At 71.7% G+C, this 18946-nt stretch carries 20 protein-coding genes and 1 pseudogene; 11 read left to right on the forward strand and 10 right to left on the reverse strand.

Translation table 11 applies throughout. The annotated features are described in order from the left end of the window. Positions 1 to 70: 70 nt before the first annotated feature. The 3 genes and pseudogenes from ACGFW5_RS19260 to ACGFW5_RS19270 form a co-directional block, all read right to left on the reverse strand. A pseudogene (locus ACGFW5_RS19260) lies at positions 71 to 318 on the reverse strand (SCO4226 family nickel-binding protein). A gap of 503 nt (positions 319 to 821) precedes the next feature. After that, the gene (locus ACGFW5_RS19265) at positions 822 to 1391 is read right to left on the reverse strand and encodes a DinB family protein (protein WP_393835443.1); all 570 of its coding nucleotides are present in this window, start codon (positions 1389 to 1391) and stop codon (positions 822 to 824) included. A gap of 239 nt (positions 1392 to 1630) precedes the next feature. Next, on the reverse strand, positions 1631 to 2152 hold the full coding sequence (locus tag ACGFW5_RS19270) for a DUF2199 domain-containing protein (protein ID WP_393835444.1): 522 nt from the start codon (positions 2150 to 2152) through the stop codon (positions 1631 to 1633). Positions 2153 to 2558: 406 nt separating this feature from the next. Here ACGFW5_RS19270 and ACGFW5_RS19275 point away from each other — a divergent pair, with 406 nt between their 5' ends. Further along, on the forward strand, positions 2559 to 3164 hold the full coding sequence (locus ACGFW5_RS19275) for a PadR family transcriptional regulator (protein ID WP_393835445.1): 606 nt from the start codon (positions 2559 to 2561) through the stop codon (positions 3162 to 3164). Positions 3165 to 3215: 51 nt separating this feature from the next. Here ACGFW5_RS19275 and ACGFW5_RS19280 read toward each other — a convergent pair whose 3' ends face one another. Both ACGFW5_RS19280 and ACGFW5_RS19285 read right to left on the reverse strand, forming a co-directional pair. Then, entirely contained in the window at positions 3216 to 3644 is a 429-nt protein-coding gene (locus ACGFW5_RS19280; protein WP_393835446.1) for an SRPBCC family protein, read from the reverse strand. A gap of 124 nt (positions 3645 to 3768) precedes the next feature. Continuing rightward, positions 3769 to 3960, reverse strand: a complete 192-nt coding sequence (locus ACGFW5_RS19285; protein WP_393835447.1) for a hypothetical protein — start codon at positions 3958 to 3960, stop codon at positions 3769 to 3771. Between the two features lie 397 nt (positions 3961 to 4357). Here ACGFW5_RS19285 and ACGFW5_RS19290 point away from each other — a divergent pair, with 397 nt between their 5' ends. The 3 genes from ACGFW5_RS19290 (at position 4358) to ACGFW5_RS19300 (ending at position 7429) form a co-directional block, all read left to right on the forward strand. After that, the gene (locus ACGFW5_RS19290; RefSeq protein ID WP_393835448.1) at positions 4358 to 4900 is read left to right on the forward strand and encodes a Clp protease N-terminal domain-containing protein; all 543 of its coding nucleotides are present in this window, start codon (positions 4358 to 4360) and stop codon (positions 4898 to 4900) included. Between the two features lie 394 nt (positions 4901 to 5294). Beyond that, on the forward strand, positions 5295 to 6278 hold the full coding sequence (locus tag ACGFW5_RS19295) for a DMT family transporter (protein WP_393835449.1): 984 nt from the start codon (positions 5295 to 5297) through the stop codon (positions 6276 to 6278). Positions 6279 to 6469: 191 nt separating this feature from the next. Continuing rightward, positions 6470 to 7429: a DMT family transporter gene (locus tag ACGFW5_RS19300; protein WP_393835573.1), complete on the forward strand. Its 960-nt coding sequence runs from the start codon at positions 6470 to 6472 to the stop codon at positions 7427 to 7429. A 159-nt stretch (positions 7430 to 7588) separates the two neighbouring features. On the opposite strand, the gene ACGFW5_RS19305 is transcribed toward ACGFW5_RS19300, so the two are convergent. Next, positions 7589 to 8272 carry a pyridoxamine 5'-phosphate oxidase family protein gene (locus ACGFW5_RS19305; RefSeq protein ID WP_393835450.1) on the reverse strand — a complete coding sequence of 228 codons (684 nt, stop codon included), beginning with the start codon at positions 8270 to 8272 and terminating at the stop codon, positions 7589 to 7591. Positions 8273 to 8295: 23 nt separating this feature from the next. On the opposite strand from ACGFW5_RS19305, the gene ACGFW5_RS19310 reads away from it, so the two are divergent. After that, on the forward strand, positions 8296 to 9636 hold the full coding sequence (locus ACGFW5_RS19310; RefSeq protein ID WP_393835451.1) for an aminotransferase class I/II-fold pyridoxal phosphate-dependent enzyme: 1341 nt from the start codon (positions 8296 to 8298) through the stop codon (positions 9634 to 9636). Here ACGFW5_RS19310 and ACGFW5_RS19315 read toward each other — a convergent pair. Next, on the reverse strand, positions 9630 to 10670 hold the full coding sequence (locus tag ACGFW5_RS19315) for an EamA family transporter (RefSeq protein ID WP_393835452.1): 1041 nt from the start codon (positions 10668 to 10670) through the stop codon (positions 9630 to 9632). The two genes, ACGFW5_RS19310 and ACGFW5_RS19315, sit on opposite strands and share 7 nt — an antisense overlap. 74 nt (positions 10671 to 10744) lie before the next feature. Between ACGFW5_RS19315 and ACGFW5_RS19320 the strand changes: the two genes are divergently transcribed. Beyond that, the gene (locus tag ACGFW5_RS19320) at positions 10745 to 11647 is read left to right on the forward strand and encodes a LysR family transcriptional regulator (RefSeq protein WP_393835453.1); all 903 of its coding nucleotides are present in this window, start codon (positions 10745 to 10747) and stop codon (positions 11645 to 11647) included. A gap of 196 nt (positions 11648 to 11843) precedes the next feature. On the opposite strand, the gene ACGFW5_RS19325 is transcribed toward ACGFW5_RS19320, so the two are convergent. Further along, positions 11844 to 12320, reverse strand: a complete 477-nt coding sequence (locus ACGFW5_RS19325) for a pyridoxamine 5'-phosphate oxidase family protein (RefSeq protein WP_393835454.1) — start codon at positions 12318 to 12320, stop codon at positions 11844 to 11846. Between the two features lie 114 nt (positions 12321 to 12434). On the opposite strand from ACGFW5_RS19325, the gene ACGFW5_RS19330 reads away from it, so the two are divergent. After that, entirely contained in the window at positions 12435 to 13085 is a 651-nt protein-coding gene (locus ACGFW5_RS19330) for an isochorismatase family protein (protein ID WP_393835455.1), read from the forward strand. On the opposite strand, the gene ACGFW5_RS19335 is transcribed toward ACGFW5_RS19330, so the two are convergent. Further along, complete coding sequence (locus tag ACGFW5_RS19335) at positions 13072 to 13518, reverse strand: Rieske (2Fe-2S) protein (RefSeq protein ID WP_393835456.1); 447 nt, start codon at positions 13516 to 13518, stop codon at positions 13072 to 13074. The genes ACGFW5_RS19330 and ACGFW5_RS19335 overlap by 14 nt on opposite strands. A gap of 245 nt (positions 13519 to 13763) precedes the next feature. After that, positions 13764 to 15185, reverse strand: coding sequence for a hypothetical protein (locus ACGFW5_RS19340; RefSeq protein WP_393835457.1), 1422 nt, complete (start codon positions 15183 to 15185; stop codon positions 13764 to 13766). Positions 15186 to 15856: 671 nt separating this feature from the next. Here ACGFW5_RS19340 and ACGFW5_RS19345 point away from each other — a divergent pair. The 4 genes from ACGFW5_RS19345 (at position 15857) to ACGFW5_RS19360 (ending at position 18798) form a co-directional block, all read left to right on the forward strand. Continuing rightward, complete coding sequence (locus ACGFW5_RS19345) at positions 15857 to 16729, forward strand: HipA family kinase (RefSeq protein WP_393835458.1); 873 nt, start codon at positions 15857 to 15859, stop codon at positions 16727 to 16729. Then, positions 16726 to 17109, forward strand: a complete 384-nt coding sequence (locus ACGFW5_RS19350; protein ID WP_393835459.1) for a DUF3037 domain-containing protein — start codon at positions 16726 to 16728, stop codon at positions 17107 to 17109. Before ACGFW5_RS19345 ends, ACGFW5_RS19350 begins: the two co-directional genes overlap by 4 nt. A 148-nt stretch (positions 17110 to 17257) precedes the next feature. Next, positions 17258 to 18019, forward strand: coding sequence for a 3-oxoacyl-ACP reductase FabG (fabG, locus tag ACGFW5_RS19355; RefSeq protein ID WP_393835460.1), 762 nt, complete (start codon positions 17258 to 17260; stop codon positions 18017 to 18019). A 17-nt stretch (positions 18020 to 18036) separates the two neighbouring features. Next, positions 18037 to 18798 carry an SDR family oxidoreductase gene (locus ACGFW5_RS19360; protein WP_393835461.1) on the forward strand — a complete coding sequence of 254 codons (762 nt, stop codon included), beginning with the start codon at positions 18037 to 18039 and terminating at the stop codon, positions 18796 to 18798. The last annotated feature ends 148 nt before the right edge of the window (positions 18799 to 18946 follow it).

Here is an 18946-nt window from a genome sequence, read left to right on the forward strand (position 1 = left end):
GCGCATCGGCACACACCGGTGGTGCGCCGACGTCGCGTACGCGGCTGTGCCGTCCGGCGGGTCCTCGGCTTCAGGCGGTCAGCGGGACGGGGTGGACCTCGTCGGCGGGGTGACCGGCCCGCTCGTGGGGCGTTGTACGGCTTCGGCCGACGGGGCTTCGGACAGGCAGTACACCGTCCCCGACTCCGGGTCGGCCCAGGCGCTCTCGAAGTGGACGCCCTCTTCCTTCTCGATGGCGAGGTCCGCCTGGTGGGCTTGTTTCAGCTGGTCGGCCGTGATGCCGGCCATTCCGTGGTGGACGTCCATGAACCGGGACATGACGGCACCCCCTTCCGGGTTCCTGGAGCATTCAGAGCCGCCACGTCCGTTCGGCGGCTCCAGCTCCGCTCACTCCAGCCTGCGCCCGAACGGCTGCCCGAGCGACCGGACCACCGAGGCGGGTGCGGCCCGGCGGCGGCGCGGGTCGATCACGGTGGCCTGTGCCAGTGATCGCTGATCGAATGCCACTGAAGGATGATCAACCAGCTGGGATATGCCGGTTGGGGCCACGGATCCGGTGCGGGAGTCCAGCCGGCACAAGCACAGCCCCGGGTTCGCCGACTGGCGTCGCACCCGGCCTGGGCCACCGCGCCGGACATGCTCTCAGTGCTGTCGCCGGAAGACATAGCGGCGACGGAAGGTGACGCTGTCCCATCCCAAGGGAGAAGTAGGGAAGGCAGAACGACGGTTCAAAGATCGCGAGACCTATCGGCGGCGGCAGCAGCCATGGAGCATCACGGACTCCCCGTAAGTCCCCGAAGCTCGTCGCCGGTTACCGAAAGTCATATGCGGTGCGGCCCGGCCCCGTCCCGCCAGCGGTAGAGGTCGCGCAGCAGGGAGATCTCGGCGCCATGATGGATCAGCTCCCTGTTGACGTGCAGGACCCTGTTCTCCATGGGAAACCGCTCGGGACCCACCGTGGGCGGATTGTCCAGGTCAGCGTCCGAGAGCTCGCGGACCCCAACGTTCCATCTCCCATACATCTCATCGAGCTGTTTCAGCGCCTCGTCAGCGGTCCCCGCGTAGGCGAACGTCTCAGAGTCGACAGCCTGGCCGCCGAAATACCATCCGGCCCGATAGCCCAGGCAGGAGACGATGATGTGCGCCAGCCGCCAGGCAATCGTGGTCACCGGCGCGGGCGTCGGGACCAGGTCAGGGGACGCGTAGTCCAACGTCCATTCCCCCGGACCTTCCGACATCGGTGCGGCCGACGTGCCACGCGGGCGGATGCTCCAGCAGTCGCGCACCGGCTCCCAGAAGTACTCCTCGTCAGTAAGACCGTCCAGCCGTGGCCGCAGATTCTTGCGCCAGTACCAGTCCAACTGCTCCGCAAGCCGCTCGCTTCTTGTCATTGCCGCACACTACAGACCCGTCGAGCAGGGTGATCGTCGCCGTCTGCGGTCATCCGCTCGTTAGTCTCACCGAAGGTTGAGGGCCTGCTCGGCATGCCGGAGAGAGATGAGCCCGGCAGAGCCTTTCGATGGTGCTCATGGAGCTGCCGGGAGAAGGCCCAGCGGTGCCGCCGCAAGGCCACTGCCAGCAGTAGCTAGTCCGGGCGACGCTGTTTCATCAGGCCGTCCATGGGCTCGGATCAGGCGTCATCGCTGGTGGAGTGGAGAACAGCTTCGGCGATTTCGCGAACGCGATCCAGAGTGATGCCGTTGCGTTGTTCCACGGCGAGGGGATGGTGGGTGGGCTCCAGCTCGATGAAGGGGCGCTGACCGACGGGACGTGTGTGGACGTGGGTCTTCAGGTTGATGGTGCTGGGCGAGTACGGGGACAGTTCAGTGGTCAGCCATCCGAAGTACGAGCTCTCGGCTTCGCGGCCGGGGGTCTCCCACATGTCTGCCGCGCGGGAGAAGTTTTCCCTGCTCAGAGACACCCAGGCGGCCCACGAGAACACGTCGTCGCTGCCGATGACCGGTATCTCGACCAGCCCCTTGACGAAGTAGTGCTCAGCCTTGATGACGCACTGGTCGGAGGAGAGCAGGCTGTCGTCGCTGTCGGCGAAGCTCGGGTCCCAGGAGTAGGGGGCCGTGGCCGAGTAGTTCATCGGCAGTTCCGCGTGGAACTGGCCGCAGCACGAGCAGGTGAATCCGGGGACGCTGGTCATGGACGAAAGCCTAATGATCGGATCCCGCCCCCTGGTGCCTGCACCCAAGCCCTCCGTCGGCACGACAGTCGTCAGAGGATGCGACACACCTTGCTGAGAGCCCCCGCCTGAGCCTGCAGAGAGATCGGGGGAAAGTGCGTCATTCCGCTGGTCAACGGCGGTGGCACGTCTGCGGATTGCGTAACCCGGAACCAGTGCTGGATGCCGATTCGCTGAGTCACATCGTCGCGACGTGCAGAGGCGCTGAGACGAAGTTGGATCAGAGCAGCTTCGATGAGATCCGTGCCAGATTCGTTGAGGCAGGTCACCGGCTCACCACAGTCGTCAAGGAAGAGGGTTGCCAAGCGTAAGTCGGCGATATATCGTTGACGCATCGCGACAGATCAACGATGGAAGGAAATGAACTATGCGTTCACATGGACACGGACAGCACGGGCCCGGCCATCGCGGTCGGGGTGACTTCGAGGGGCGGCGTGCCGCCTTCGGGCCCTTCGGTCCCGGCTTCGGCGGGGGACCTTGGGGCGGCGGCCCGTTCGGGCCCGGCCGTGGTGGCCGGGGCGGCCCGCGGGGCAGGGCGCGGCGCGGCGATGTCCGCGCGTCGATCCTGGCCCTCCTGAAGGACCGGTCGATGCACGGCTACGAGATGATCCAGGAAATCGGCGAGCGCAGCGGCGGGGCCTGGAAGCCCAGCCCGGGCTCCGTCTACCCGACCCTTCAGCTCCTGGAGGACGAGGGCCTGATCACCAGTGAGAGCGAGGGCGGCAAGAAGCTGTTCACGCTCACCGACACCGGGCGTACGGAGGCCGAATCGGGAGCCGACGCTCCCTGGGAGGACGCCGGGCGCGGAGTCGACTGGGAGGCCATGCAGGAGATCCGGCAGGCCGGCTTCGGCCTGATGGAGGCGTTCGGCCAGGTCTGGAAGACGGGCTCGGCCGCTCAGCGCGACAAGGCGCTCGCCGTCATCAACGACGCCCGCAAGAAGCTGTATCTGATCCTCGCCGACGAGGACTGAACCTCGGGCAGAGCGAAGCCCCGCGGCCACCCGCCGCGGGGCTTTCGTGTGTCACGCGCACAGGCCCCCGAGCTTGCGCAGCGATTCGTTGAGCGCGGCCGTCGCCGAGTCCTTCAACTTGCCCGCCATGAGGGAGACGGCCGCGCCGGTGAACTCCCCCTCGATACGGACCGTGCTCGCCGCACCGTCGGGGACCACGGTGTACCGGTTGGCGACGTTCACGCCCATCGGGCCCTTGCCCTTGACCGCGAACACCCGCCCGGCCTCGAACTCGTCCACCGTCCAGGCCACTTCGGCCGGGAAGCCCATCAGTTTCATGTTCTCCGCGTAGGTCGCCCCCAGCTCCAGCTTCTCCGGGCCACCCGTGGGGAAACTGGTGTGTGTGGCGTTCCACTCGCCGTACGAGGAGAAGTCGGTGAGCTGCGCCCAGACCTTCTCGGCCGGGGCCTCGATACGTGCCTCCGCGCTGACCTCGGCCATGCGACCACTCCTTCGTGGGACGGTGTCGGGGACCTGGCGCGGAACGTAGCGGGGCGTCGCACAACATTCAATACTGATGAACCGTCAGGTTTCAGATGGTGAACTCGCGTACCCCGTAAGGCTTTCAGATCCGCTGCGTCTCCAGCGCCCAGATCTCGGCGGAGTCGAACAGGTCCGACGCGCGCGGCCGGTCCGACTCGTCGTGGCAGTGGAACGCGGCCCAGAACAGATCGCCCGGCAACGCGTCGCGCGGCGCGTACACGCGGTACACGTACTGCAGTCCGTCCTTGGCCAGGAGGGCGATCATCCAGCACATCAACGCTCCCTCGGCGGGCTGCGGGGACGGGTGTGTCACCCGGGAAGGACGAGCCCGAACGTCGGCGCGGTTGCGCCGGGAGCGGGGGAGGGGTGGCGTGCGCTTTCGGCCGGCCCCCACGCGGGGTCGTGCTTGCCGGGGTGTGCCTTCGACCGGCTCCCGCGCGGCGGCATGGTTGCCGACGTGTGTGCTCCACCGGCTCCCACGCGGGGTCATGGCTGCCGACGTGTGCCCTCGGCCGGGTCCCACGCGGGGTCATGGTTGCCCCCGTGGGGGAAAATCCCGCGATCTCCTCCGTAAGGAGGAGAACCCGGTCATCCGTGCCCACCTTCTGTCGGAGGCGCAAATGCTCCCGGACGGGGATGTGTCCCGGGTCGGCGGCTGATGGGGTAGAGGGGTGCACAGTGCTACCTCCCGAGCGCCCGACCAGGCCTCTTCCCCCGCAGACGACCGGGCCTCTTCCGCCGCAGACATCGAAGCCAGGCTCACCGCGGAGCTCGCCTCGGTGGTCGCCGGCGCCCGCAGAAGGGCGCTGCGGGACGGAGACCGGCAGCTGGACACCGCGCATCTGCTGCACTCGCTGATGGAGAGCGACCCGGAAGTGCGGGCCGCCTTCGAGAGCACACCGCAGATCGCGCGCGTGCTCGGGTATTTGGTGCAGCGCAGCATCGGATACGGGCTGCGGTGGCAGGGATCCGTGGAGGACTCGGGGGAGGTGCCGGTGATGACCCAGCCCGGCTGGTCGCCGAGCGCGCTCACGGCGATGGACCACGCGCTGCGGCGCGCCGCGGCGAGGGGCCGTGACCGGGCCGGAGGATGCGACCTCCTCGCGGCCCTCGCCGCCGATGCCGAGTGCCGCGCCGTCGAGGTGCTCCACCACGCGGCCGTGGACCCGGCCTCGCTCACCCGTCGCCTGGACGAGTCGTCCCGCCAGGGGTGAGTGGCGCCCACGGGGGGTGGACCGCCGTGGGATGGACGCGCCCAGCTCCGCCACCCGCCCGCCTGAACGGCCGTCCCGCCAGGGTCGAACGGCATCGCCCGACGTGAACGGCCGTCCCGCCACGGTTGAACGGCATCGCCCGGCGCGTGAACGGCATCGCCCAGGTCGAACGGCATCGCCCGACGTGAACGGCATCGGCCAGGGCGAAGGCGCCGGGGCCCCGCGGACCGAGCGCGGGGACAAGTCGTCCCGCCCGGCCTGAACGGCATCGAGGGCAGCCCACCACCCCCACCGAACCGCTTCGTTGCCCGGCGCACGCCGTGTCACGGTCGGCCCCCGTCTCGACAGGTGTCACCCGGATGACGGTCCTGACCCGGCCTGTCATCATGTGCCGATGCACGCGTCTCAGGGAAGAAGCGTCGGCCTGGGACTGGCCCTGGCGTCGGCGTTCGCATTCGGCGGTTCAGGTGTGGCGGCCAAGCCGCTCATCGAAGCGGGGCTCGACCCGCTGCACGTGGTGTGGCTCCGGGTCACCGGGGCCGCGCTCGTCATGCTCCCGGTGGCCTGGCGCCACCGCCGCCTGGTGCTGCGCAAACCCGCGCTGCTCGCCGGGTTCGGCCTCCTTGCCGTGGCCGGCGTCCAGGCCTGCTACTTCGCCTCGCTCTCCCGCATACCCGTGGGCGTGGCCCTGCTCGTCGAATACCTCGCGCCCGCGCTCGTCCTCGGCTGGGTCCGCTTCGTCCAGCGCAGGCCCGTGACCCGGGCCGCCGCGGCCGGAGTGGTCCTCGCCGCCGGTGGACTCGCCTGCGTCGTGGAGATCTGGTCCGGGCTGAGCTTCGACGCGCTCGGCCTGCTCCTCGCCCTCGGCGCCGCCTGCTGCCAGGTCGGCTACTTCGTCCTGTCCGACCATGGCGGCGACAGTGACGACGCGGCCGACCCCATCGGCGTCATCGCGTACGGACTGCTCATCGGCTCCCTCGTCCTGACGGTCCTCGCCCGGCCCTGGGGCATGAAGTGGTCGGTGCTCGGCGGCAGCGCCGACATGAACGGAACGCCGGTTCCCGCGGCGCTGCTGCTGTGCTGGATCGTGCTGATCGCCACCGTCGTCGCGTACATCACCGGCGTCGTCTCGGTGCGCAAGCTCTCCCCGCAGGTCGCCGGAGTCGTCGCCTGCCTCGAAGCCGTGCTGGCCACGGTCTTCGCCTGGGTCCTGCTCGGCGAGCACCTGGCCGCTCCGCAGATCATCGGCGGCGCGGTGGTCCTGTGCGGCGCTTTCATCGCCCAGTCCTCGACGCCGCGAGCCCCCTCGGGACCGGTCGCAGCGGGCGGACCCGCCTCCGCCGAAGGGGAGTTGTCGGCCGGGCACTCCGCCGCCTAGGGTGGCGATCATGCACGCGACCGTACTGCCGCCTCCCGCCGCGTAACGCGGGCGGCCGCACTCCCTGACGAAGATCCGGCTCGGGCACTCCCCGAGCGGCTCGTCGCTGCCCGCGCATCCCACGCCAGCGACCAGCCAGCAGTCTTCCTCCTCGGAGTACGCACGTGTCGAACGCTTCAACGGGCCTTGCCATGGCCACCCCCACCCCGCTGTCCGTCGGGCGCGGTCTGCTCTACCTCGCCTTCGCCGGCGCCGCCTGGGGTACGGCGGGCGCTGCCGCGGCTCTCGTCTTCGGCGCGAGCGACCTCGGACCGCTCGCCCTGTCCTTCTGGCGTTGCGCGGGCGGACTCGTCCTGCTGCTCGGCGCGATGGCGTTGCGCCGCCGGCCCGGGCCCGCCGCGTCGGTCGTGCCCGAGGCGCGCGGCCGCCGGCTCCTTCGCATCCTCGGTACCGGCGTCGGCCTGATGGTGTTCCAGAGCGCGTACTTCGCGGCCGTCGAGGCGACCGGCCTCGCGGTCGCGACCGTGGTGACGCTCGGCGCCGGCCCCGTGCTGATCGCGCTCGGCGCCCGGCTCGCCCTGGGGGAGCGGATCGGCCTGTGGGGTACGGCGGCCGTCGCCGGGGCGCTCGCCGGGCTCGCCGTGCTGTGGACCGGCAACGGCGCAGGCACCGTCCGGCCCTCGGGGGTCGCTCTCGCGTTGCTGTCGGCTGCCGGGTACGCGGCCATCACGCTGCTCACCCGATGGCTCGGCCGGAGCGGCGGCGCCGCCGACCCCTCGACGACCACGGCCTGGGCCTTCGGTGTGGCGGCGCTGTGCCTGGCGCCGTTCGCGTGCTCCGAGGGCCTGCTGCCGCACACCGGGGATCCGGTGCGGGTGGTCGTCCTGCTGCTGTACGTGGCGGCCGTGCCGACGGCGCTCGCGTATGCCCTCTACTTCGCCGGGGCGGCGGTCGTGCGCTCTGCGACCGTCTCCGTGATCATGCTGCTCGAACCGGTGAGTGCGGCCGTGATCGCCGTGTCGGTGCTCGGCGAACGCATCACCGTGGCCACCGCGGCGGGCACCGCGCTGCTGCTGCTCGCGGTGCTCGGGCTCGCGGCGACCGAGACCAGGGACGCGGCGAGGGCCCGCCGGGAGGCGGTGGCGTTGTAGCGAGCGACAGGCCCCGGCCGCGGGCTCGGCAAGCCCGGGCCCGGGCCCGCGGCGTCCTTCGCGCCGTGCGAGGCGGCCCAGCCGCGTCGGGCCGGTGCCGTGCGGCATTCGATGCGGGGCGGCATTCGATACCGGGCGGCGGCCCCTGGCCGGCCGGTCTCAGCGTGCGGTGAGGTACGCGGGTACGGCCACCGCCGGGTCGAGGTCGTCCGACGGGATGGGCGCGCCGTAGCTTGCGGCGAGCGGCAGTACGCCGGCCCAGTGCGGCAGCGCAAGGTCCTCGGCGTCGTCGTTGGGGCCTCCGGTGCGGACCTTCGCCGAGACCTCGTTGAGGTCGAGGCTGATCACCGCGGTCGCGGCCAGTTCCTTCGCCACCGGCGGGCGCGAGTCGAGGGAGCGACCCGGGACGACGTGGTCCACCAGCGCGTTCAGCGCGGTGCGCTTCTCCTGCGGGTCGGTGACCTCGTGCGCGACGCCGTGCACCACGACGGAGCGGAAGTTGATCGAGTGGTGGAAGGCGGAGCGGGCGAGCACGAGCCCGTCGACGTGGGTGACGGTCAGGCAGACCGGCAGCCCCGGGTCGGCCTGGCCCGCCGCGCGCAGGGGGCGGGAGCCGGTGGAGCCGTGTATGTAGAGCCGTTCGCCGACGCGGCCGAACAGCGTCGGCAGCACCACGGGTGCGCCGTCGCGGACGAACCCCAGGTGACACACGTACGCCGCGTCGAGGATGCCGTGCACCAACGCGCGGTCGTACGAGGTCCGGTCGCGGTAGCGAGCGGGGACGGTCCGGTCGGTCTCCTGGTAGGCCGCCGAGGTCGAGGTGTCCGGCATTGCGATCTCCATTGCACTAGTGCATAATCGTGTTTGTGCTAGGAGAATATCGGATCGTAGGGCGTCGCGCATCGGAGATTGCCGGGAGCGTGGAGCGCGCCGTGGGTACGGGCGAGCTCGAACCGGGTCAACTGCTGCCCCCGCTACGGGAGTTGGCGACCGAGCTCGGGGTCAATGCCAATACCGTCGCGGCCGCCTACCGGCTGCTGCGGGATCGCGGGGTGATCGAGACGGCGGGCCGGCGCGGCAGTCGCGTACGGCCGAGGCCGGCGAGCAGCGCCCGCGACCTCATCCGTGTGCACGTGCCCGAAGGTGTGCGCGACGTCGCCGACGGCAATCCGGACTCCGCGCTGCTGCCGCCGCTCGGTGACGCACTGGCCGCCGCCGTCCGGCAGCAGGAGCGCGATCCCGGCCGTTACCTGTACGGACAGGAGCCCGTGGACGAGGAACTGGGCCGCCTGGCCCGCACCGCCTTCGACGAGGGCGGGGTGCCCGACGGTCCGGTCGGCGTGCTGTCGGGTTCGCTGGACGCGGTCGAGCGGGTGCTGGGCGCCCATCTCAAGCCGGGTGACGCCGTGGCGATCGAGGACCCCGGCTGGGGCGCGCTGCTCGACCTCGTACCGGCGCTCGGACTGCGGCCCGAACCCATGGCCCTCGACGAGGAAGGACCGCGGCCCGAAGGGCTCGAACGCGCCCTTGCGGCCGGCGCGAGAGCCGTCGTGATCACGTGCCGCGCGCAGAACCCGACGGGCGCCGCCGTGACCGCGGCCCGCGCCCGGGCCCTGCGCGAGGTGCTGTCCGCCCACCCCGAGGTACTGCTCATCGAGGACGACCACGGCCACGGCATGGTCGATCTGCCGCTGCACCCGGTCGCCCCGGCGACCCGGCACTGGGCCTTCGTGCGCTCGGTGGCCAAGGCGTACGGGCCGGACCTGCGGCTGGCGCTGCTCACCGGCGACCCCGTCACCCTGGACCGGGTGCGCGGCCGTCAGCGGCTCGGGCCCGGCTGGGTCAGCCGCCTGCTTCAGCGCGCCGTGGTCGACCTGTGGACGTCCGGCGCCGTCGACCCGGCGCAGGTGGCCTCCTCCTACCGCGAGCGCCGCGAGGCTCTGCTGTGGGCGCTGCGTGCGCGCGGGGTCGCGGCGCAGGGGCGGAGCGGGTTCGTGGTGTGGGTGCCGGTGCCCGACGAGACGGGAGCGGTGGCGCGGCTGCTGCACGCGGGCTGGGCGGTCGCGCCCGGCGCCCGCTTCCGCATGGCGTCGGAGCCCGGGGTGCGGCTCACCGTGTCGCGGCTGACGCAGGGCGACATCGAGCCGCTCGCCGACGCCGTCGCCGCCGCGATCCGCCCCGGCTCCGCGGTCCGCTCCGTCTACTGAGACCGCCGTCGCCGGCGCGGCCGGCTCTGGGTGAGGGCGGCGCCCGCCAGGACGACGGCCGCGCCGACGGGGGTGTTCCAGCTCAGGCTCTCGCCGAGTACCGCGACGCCGGCGGCCGTGGCGATCACCGGAATGAAGTAGGTGACCATCTCCGCGGTCGTCGGGCCCACCTCGTTGACGAGCCCGTACTGGACGAGCACCGCGAGACCCGTGCCGAGCGCGCCCAGCGCCGCGACGGCCAGCAGCGGCACGAGCGGGAAGGACCTCGGAAGGCCCGCGAACAGCGGGGTCACCAGGGCCAGTTGGAGGGTGGCGAGGCCGAGCTGGGGGCCGATGAGGGACAGGCTGGAGTGCCCGCTGCCCGCCAGGGTCCGGCGTACGTAGATCCAGCCGATCGGGTAGCAGAGCGAGGCCAGCAGGGCCATCGCGGTGCCCCGGGCGTCCAGGCCGTGGAAGCCCTGCCAGGCGCCGAGCACCGTGAGCACACCGAGGAATCCGAGGCCGAGCCCCGCGACGCGGCGCCGCGTCGGCCGGTCCTCGGAGAGCGCCACCATGGACAGAGCCATGCCCCACAGCGGCGAGGTCGCGTTGCAGATGCCGGCCAGCGTCGAGGGGATCGTCAGCTCCGCGTACGCGAACAGCGAGAACGGCGCGGCGTTGAGGAGCAGCGCCGCCACGGTGAGGTGCGACCAGGTGCGGAGCCCGCGCGGCAGCCGCTCGCGCTTGACCGCCATCGCCACGGCAAGCACCAGGGTGCCGAAGAGCAGCCGCCCGAGGGTCACCTGGAACGGCGCGAATCCCTCCGTGCCGACCTTGATCAGCAGAAAGCTGAAGCCCCAGATCAGCGAGAGCCCCACGAACCGGGCACGCCAGTCCAGGGCGGCGCGGCCCCCGGGGACGGAGGCCGCGTCGGGCAGCGGGGTGGCGTTCGGCGAGGGGGCGGACGGCGAGGCGGCGGTGGGCGAGGCGGCCGTCGGTGAGGTCGCGGGGGAGGGTGTGGCGCAAGGCGGCCGGGGCGGGGTGGCGGTGCTCATGACGACCACGATGGCGGCCATAACCACGTAGTACAAGCGAGACTTCATCCGAGTGTTCGGTTAGCATCGCTTACATGTTGAATCTGGAGCGCCTGCGCACCCTCGACGCGGTGGCACGGCACGGCTCGGTGGGCGGCGCCGCCGACGCCCTGCACGTGACGACCTCCGCCGTCTCCCAGCAGCTCGCCAAGCTGGAGCGCGAGGCCGGCCAGCCGCTGCTCGCCAAGAGCGGACGCGGGGTGCGGCTCACTGACGCCGGCCGGCTGCTCGCCGAGCACGCCGCGCGCATCCTCTCGCAAGTGCAGGTGGCCCAGGCCGAGTTGGAGGCGCAGCGGGACCGCGTCGTCGGGGAGCTCAACATCGCGGCCTTCGCCACCGCTGCCCGCGGCCTCTTCCCCGCCGCCCTCGCCCGGCTGCGTACCGACCACCCCCAGCTCTCCGTATGCTCGCAGGAGCTGGAGGTCGACGAGTCGGTGCGGGGCGTGCTGCTCGGCGACCTCGACCTCGCGCTCGTGCTCGACTGGTACAACAAACCGCTTCCGCTCCCGGCCGGGCTCGCCAAGCGGGCCGTCCTCGACGACCTCGCGGATGTCGCGCTGGCCGCGGGTCACCCGCTGGCGGGCCGCGACGCGGTGGACCTGGAGGAGTTCGCCGAGGACGAGTGGATCACCTGGCCCGAGGGTGAGTTCTGCACCGAATGGCTACTGTTCACCCTGCGCGGCAGGGGTATCGAGCCGAAAATCTCCCATGTGGCCCGCGAGCACGCCACCCAACTCGCCCTGGTGGAGGCCGGGTTGGGCGTCAGCGTCGCGCCGCGTCTGGGCCGGGGGCCGGTCCCGGACGGGATTCGGGTGGTCCCGGTGCGCCACGCGATGAGCCGCCATGTGTACGCCGTGTGGCGCGCGGACGCCGACCGCAGGCCCTCGATCAGGGCCGCCGTCGACGCCCTGACGGCTGCGGGGGACCGGCTCACCTAGGGTCTTTCGTCCGGGTCGGGCCGGATCGGGGGGCGGTGCCAGGCCCCCCCGCGAGCCGAGCCCGGCATGGTCCCGAGGGGAGGCCCCGGGGCGGCACCCGCTTGCGCCCGCCCCGGGTGTCCGGGCCGGCCGCCCGCCCCGCGCGTGCTGCGGGACCGGGGTGTCGGGACCGGCCGTCCGGCCCGCGCGCCCGGCGTCAGTGTCCGAACTGGCCCCCCAGCTTGCGGAAGTCCCACGACACGACGGTGTCCGGTGTGAGCCGCAGCCACGCGTGCCGCCCGTCGTGGACCATGTCGTCGAGGCCGAAGTGCTTGGCGGCGAACAGCCGCTCCACGTCGGCGAGTTCGGGGCAGTCCAGACCGGTGCGTGGTGCTTCGCCGACGGGGACGGCGCGGCCGCTCAGCTCCACCCCGCGCAGCTCCCCGTACTGCGTACCGTCGTCCACCACCACCGCGACGCGCGGATCCTTGCCGAGCTGGGTCCAACGGCGGCTGCGCGTGATCGAGTACAGCCAGAGCGAGCCGCCGTCCCAGACGTACCAGAGCGGGGCGACGTGCGGACTGCCGTCCGCGGAGACGGTGGCGACCCGGCAGGTGCGCTGCGCGCCGAGGAAGGCGTCGCGCTCCTCGTCGCTCATCATGATCCGGCGGCCCCTGCGCTGTGTGGCGGTCATGGCGCCTCCCCTTCCGTGCGTCCACGGTGCCGCGCCGAAAGGAGTTCTGACGGCACGTCAGGAATCATGGCGCGCTCTTCCCCCGTCGCGCAATGGCGGTTAACCTCCCGCGCCATGGCGACGAAGGAACTCCTCGCTCAGCAACTCGTCCCCGCCTTCACGGTGTTGATGACCGTCGAGTGCCAGCAAGGCGTGGTGGGAGCGGACAGCGCGCTGCCCGAACTCGCCGCGCAGGCGCGGGAGACGGGGGTGCTGCACAACGTGGCGCGACTCGTGGCGGGCGCACACGAGGCGGGCGTCCAGGTGCTGCACGCGGTGGCGGAGCGGCGCCCCGACGGCCGCGGGGCCAGCCGCAACGCGCGGCTCTTCCGGGCCGCCGAGCGGCTGCCCGTGCAGCAGTACTCGGGCTCGCGGGCCGTACGCGTCGCCGAGCCGATCGAGGTGGCCGACGCGGACATCGTCGTACGCCGGCTGCACGGCCTGTCGCCCGTGTCCGGCACGGACGTGGACCCGATCCTGCGCAATCTCGGCTGCCGCACCCTGATCGTCACGGGCGTGTCGGCCAACGTGGCGATCCCCAACGCGGTCTTCGACGCCGTCAACCTCGGCTATACGGCCGTGGTCGCCGCCGACGCGATCGCGGGGGTGCCGGCCGACTACACCCCCGCGATGATCCGCCACACCCTCGCCCTGGTCGCCACGGTGACCACCACCGACGACATCCTGGGCTGCTTCCGGGCGGCGGGCCGGGTCAGGCCAGCTTGATCGAGTCTCCCTCGACGGAGATCGCGGCGGCGGGCAGCGGAGACGGTGCGGGACCGGCCTTCACGCTGCCGTCCGTCACGTCGAACTTGCTGCCGTGGCACGGGCAGTTGATGGTTCCGGCGGAGACGGACGACACGGCGCACCCCTGGTGGGTGCACTTCGCGGAGAACGCCTTGAACTGGCCCGCCGTGGGCTGGGTCACCACGACGCCCTCCTTGGCGAAGATCTTCCCGCCGCCCTGCGGGATGTCGGCCGTCCTGCCCAGTACGCTCCCGCCGCCCTTGGCGCCGCCGTCCCCGGCCGGCGTGACGGTGTCGGACCCCGCCGCGCCGTCCGAGCCGCCCCCGCACGCCGTGAGCGCGGCAGCGAGCCCGGCCGCGCCGACGCAGGCGATGACGGTACGGCGCGCCGGTACCTGTCCTTGAACCTGCACGGGCGCGGGCGTAGGCGCGGATGCGGGTACGGGTACGGGCTGCGATGCGGTGCTCATCCTGAGGGTCCTCTCGACGTACGACGCGTAGCTGCGCCCGGGAGTACGGGAGAGCGGGGCGGGGCGTTCAGCGACAGGGTGACTTCCTGGGACGCCGGTTGGCGCCCGCCCGACGGCGGCCCGCCGCAGGACCGCACCGGGCCGCCGCAGGACCGCACCGGGCCGCCGTCGGCCCAGGGGGCTTGGGCTCAGGGAACTATGCGCCAGCGTTGTTGGTCGGTGGGGAGGGCGCCGCAGGGTCGCACCTCGGCGACCTGGAGCAGCTTGTCGTTGGGCGACAGGTCCGACAGACACCATCCATCGTCCTTGCTGACCAGCTTCACAAACCCCTCCGCCCCGTCGATGGGCTGGATCGACCACTTCTGGTTGCTGGTCATCTGCCCGTTGGTGAGGCTGGCCTCCCTGCCCACGGCCCCCCACATCTGGATCTTGTCGCCCTCCCGCGTGTTGTCCACGACCGCCCATGGCTCGGAGGACGAGGTGAACGCGAACTCGTCGCGCGGCAGCGGCCGGACGTACCAGTACTGGTCCCACGTGGGATCGTCCTTGATCTCGCGCCAGGTGGTGACGTACCGGCCCTCCGGCTTGTCGGACGTTTTCGTCGTCAGGTACATCCCGAGCCCGGACTGGATGCGGACCAGCTTCGTCGGGTCGTACTGCGGCTTCTTCGGGCCGCTGTCACCGCCGCCCCCACTGTCGCCACCGGATCCCCCTGCGGCCGGCTTCGACTTTGCCGGCGCGGACGGGGGCCCGGACGGCGGCGGGCTCGGCTCCTTGGACGGGGCGGCCGGGGCGGACGGCAGCGCGCTCGGGGAACCCTGCGGGAGCGGGATCTGCCTGGCGGGCGCCTGCTCTGCGGTCTGGCTCTTGACCCCGGTGTCGTGCCGCAGCCAGATCATCACGAAGGCCACGGTCAGCGCGAGCAGGATCGAGCCGACCGCGAGGACCCAGCGCGGGAGCACGGACGGCTGGAGGTAGGTGCCGCGCAGCTCCTGCGGGGCCGCTTCGCCTGAACGTAACACCGTGACGGTGAAGGGGTGTTGGCGTGTCCCGCCGAACCAGCTGACGTTCACCGCGGTGAGTTCCACCTCCGCGAAGCCGGCCCGGCCGGGGTCGACCCGCACCGCGGTGGGGTTGGCCTCCACGTTCGCGGCGTCGCCGTTGTCACGGGTGGAGAAGGACGCGGTCAGGGGCTGGTTGCCGAGGTTGTCGACGGCCAGCCGGCCGCGCGCGCGGCGCCGGCCCCGCAGGGAGCGCGGCACGAGTTCGGCACGCATCTCGGCGAACGGACCAATGGTGAGCCGGCCCTCGACGACGTCGGCGTCCTGGGGGTGCTCGCGCGGCTCGACCCGGACGCCGAACGGGCTCGGGCCCGCCACGGCGTCCGAGGTCCTTGGCGGCGTGAAGGCGATGTCGGCGGTGCCCTCCGCCCCGGGGTAGAGCCGCAGCGTGGCCGGCTCGACGCGCGCCCATCCGGCCGCGTCACCGACCGGCGTGAGCCGGTACTCCTCGACGGTGTCCCCGGTGTTGCGCACCCGCAGCCGGACGACGGCGCTGTCACCGGGGGCGACGGTGGTGGCGGGGGGCTCCAGGGCAGTCCACATGGTCATCCAATGGGGTGAGGGCCTTCTTCGGGGTGCCTGCCCTGCTGGTCGCTGAACCACTGTCAGAGGGCGGACAGAGAACACCAATTGTGCGATAAACATTTCACAAGGTGGCACGCGGGGCATGGACCGGCCGCGGCGGCCGAGCGCGCGGCCCGTACCGGCCGCAGCCGAGCATGGCGTGGTGGCCGCCATCGCCTCCGCGACGTCGGCCACGGAGGAACGTTGAGGCCTTCACGCGGGCGAGGACGTGCCCGACGCGTCGCGCACGGACCTCTTTCCCCCTCCCCGCGCCGGCTCCGCCTCCCCACCGGCGCCGCAGGCGGCGTCGTCCCGACACGGGTCGAGGGGACGAAAGCCCGGCCGGGGCGGCGGTCCCGGAGGACGGTTTACGCACGCACTTCGGCACTCCCCGCCGCGATCACCCCCGGTTACTATGCTCACCTCATGCCGGAAGGCGGCAGCAAGGGGCGCGACACCACCGACGGTCTGCTTCGGGAGCGGGCAGCCCGGAGCGGGTGGCCGGGAGACCGGGACCGGGCCGCCGGCTGCAACTCCCTCGATCTCCCCAGGAGCCGTCGACCGGCGATCCCTGCCCTTGCGCCGCAGAGAGCAGCCCGTGGAGGGCCGAGGCTTTCCGTGGATGGTAAGGCTGAAGAGATGGGTGGCCTGGGAAAGTGTTGAAAGAGGTCGTAGCGACCCGCTACGTCACGCCGTTGCGTGAGGGCGGATCGCTTCCGGGCATCGTCGAGGCCGACGATCTCGGAACCTACGTCATGAAGTTCACCGGCGCGGGACAGGGCCGCAAGACGCTCGTCGCGGAAATCATCTGCGGGGAACTCGCCAGGCGGCTCGGGCTGCGCGTGCCGGAACTGGTCACGATCCAACTCGATCCCGTCATCGGCCTGTCCGAGCCCGACCAGGAGGTGCAGGAGCTCCTGAAGGCCAGCGGTGGCCTCAACCTCGGCATGGACTACCTGCCGGGCTCGCTGGGCTTCGACCCGCTCGCCTACCAGGTGGACGCGGCCGAGGCCGGCCGGGTCGTCTGGTTCGACGCGCTGATCAACAACGTGGACCGGTCGTGGCGCAACCCCAACATGCTGGTCTGGCACGGTGATCTGTGGCTCATCGACCACGGCGCCACCATGATCTGGCACCACAACTGGCCGGCGGCCGCCGCCTCCGCCGCCAAGCCCTACAACGCATCCGACCACGCACTCGCGCCCTTCGGCCCCGACATCGCATCGGCGGCCGCCGAGCTCGCGCCCCTGGTGACCGAGGAGCTGCTGAGTGAGGTCACGGCCCTGGTGCCCGACGCGTGGCTGGCCGGCGAGCCCGGCTTCGAGACCACGGGCGAACTGCGCCGCGCCTACGCCGAGCCGCTGCTCGCCCGCGCCGCGACGATCCATGAGCGCATCACGCTGGACGCCCCCACGGCCACCAAGCCCTCCCGGGCCCCCGGCTGGCTGACCGAGCACAGCAGGCCCTGGCCGCACCCCACCAAGAACGCCGAGAACAGCCAGTACGTCCAGAAGGATGCCGACCGTTGAGCAAGCGCGATGTCTTCGAGTACGCGCTGCTGCGCGTGGTGCCGCGCGTGGAGCGCGGTGAGTGTTTCAACGCGGGCGTGCTGGTCTATTGCCGCGCCCACTCCTACGTCGCGGCCCGCACCCATCTGGACGAGGCGAAGCTGAGGGCGCTCGACCCGGCCGCCGACGTCGTGGGCGTACGGGCCGCGCTGCGCGCCGTCGAGGGTGTCTGCGGTGGCGGCGAGGGGGCCGGGCAGGCGGCGGGCGACGACGCCGGGCGCCGGTTCCGCTGGCTGATCGCGCCCCGCTCCACGGTCGTCCAGCCGGGCCCCGTGCACACCGGCCTGACCATGGACCCGGTGGCCGAGACCGAGCGGCTGCTCGACCTGCTGGTGCGCTGATCACGGCCCCGGCGGGGGTGTGACATGCGCCCGGGGATCCGTGGGCCGTTGACACCGCGTGCCAGGGCTTCTAGCGTCACGTCTGCTGAAGCTACTAAGCGGTTGCTCAGTGACTGAGAGCCGCGGATCCCAGGGCGAGGAGAACAGCATGTCCACCACCGAGCAGCGTGTCGCCATCGTGACCGGGGCGGCGCGGGGCATTGGCGCCGCGACCGCCGTCCGGCTTGCGGCCGAGGGCCGGGCCGTCGCCGTACTGGACCTCGACGAGGCGGCCTGCAAGGACACCGTCGACACCATCACCGCGGCGGGCGGCCGGGCCATCGCCGTGGGCTGCGACGTCTCCGACAGCGCGCAGGTGGAGGCCGCCGTCGAGCGTGTCGCCGCCGAGCTCGGCGCGCCCACGATCCTCGTCAACAACGCCGGCGTGCTGCGCGACAACCTCCTCTTCAAGATGAGCGAGTCGGACTGGGACCTGGTCATGAACGTGCACCTCAAGGGCGCGTTCCTGATGGCCAAGGCCTGCCAGAAGCACATGGTGGACGCCAAGTGGGGCCGTATCGTCTCGCTGTCGTCGTCCTCCGCGCTCGGCAACCGCGGCCAGGCCAACTACTCGGCCGTCAAGGCCGGCCTCCAGGGCTTCACCAAGACCCTGGCCAAGGAGCTCGGCAAGTTCGGCATCACCGCCAACGCGGTCGCCCCCGGCTTCATCGTCACCGAGATGACCGCGCAGACCGCGGCCCGCGTCGGCATGGGCTTCGAGGACTTCCAGGCCGCCGCCGCCACCCAGATCCCCGTCCAGCGCGTCGGTCACCCGGCGGACATCGCCAACGCCATCGCCTTCTTCACGGGTGACGACGCAGGCTTCGTCTCCGGCCAGGTCATGTACGTGGCCGGCGGACCGCTCAACTAACGCCAGGGGCAAGGGACATGACTGCATTTCCTGAACTGTCCGGCAAGGTGGCCCTGATCACCGGGGCCAGCCGCGGCATCGGCTACGGCATCGCAGAGGCACTGGTGGCCCGCGGTGACCGCGTCTGCATCACCGGACGCGGAGAGGACGCCCTCAAGGAGGCCGTCGACAGGCTCGGTTCCGACCGGGTCATCGCGGTCGCGGGCAAGGCCGCCGACGAAGCCCACCAGGCCACGGCCGTCGCACGCACCATGGACGCCTTCGGCCGGGTCGACTTCCTGATCAACAACGCCGGTACCAACCCGGTGTTCGGCCCCATCGCCGAGCTCGACCTCAACGTGGCGCGCAAGGTGTACGAGACGAACGTGATCTCCGCGCTCGGCTTCGCGCAGCAGACCTGGAAGGCGTGGCAGAAGGAGAACGGCGGCGCGATCGTCAACATCGCCTCCATCGCCGGTGTCTCCGCCTCGCCCTTCATCGGTGCGTACGGCATGAGCAAGGCGGCCATGGTCAATCTGACCCTCCAGCTGGCGCACGAATTCGCGCCGTCCGTACGGGTCAACGCGGTCGCCCCGGCCGTGGTCAAGACGAAGTTCGCGCAGGCGCTCTACGAGGGCCGCGAGGCGGAGGCCGCCGCCGTCTACCCCATGGGCCGGCTCGGCGTGCCGTCCGACATCGGCGGGGCCGCCGCGTTCCTCACCTCCGACCAGTCGGCCTGGGTCACCGGACAGACCCTGGTGGTCGACGGCGGGCTGTTCCTGAACGCCGGAGTGCACTGAGGAACGGGCCGAAAGCGACGCTCGCCGCCCCTGAGCGGTTTCGCTCCCGAATGCGCCAAGTGCCCTGCCGGAAAGGTCAGTTGACCCGGCAGGGCACTGCGGTATGGTCTGCCGACCCCTGGCCGATCGAGGAGCGTGCACGTGTTCG

The organism is Streptomyces sp. NPDC048416 (assembly GCF_043200435.1).
Lineage (GTDB): Bacteria > Actinomycetota > Actinomycetes > Streptomycetales > Streptomycetaceae > Streptomyces.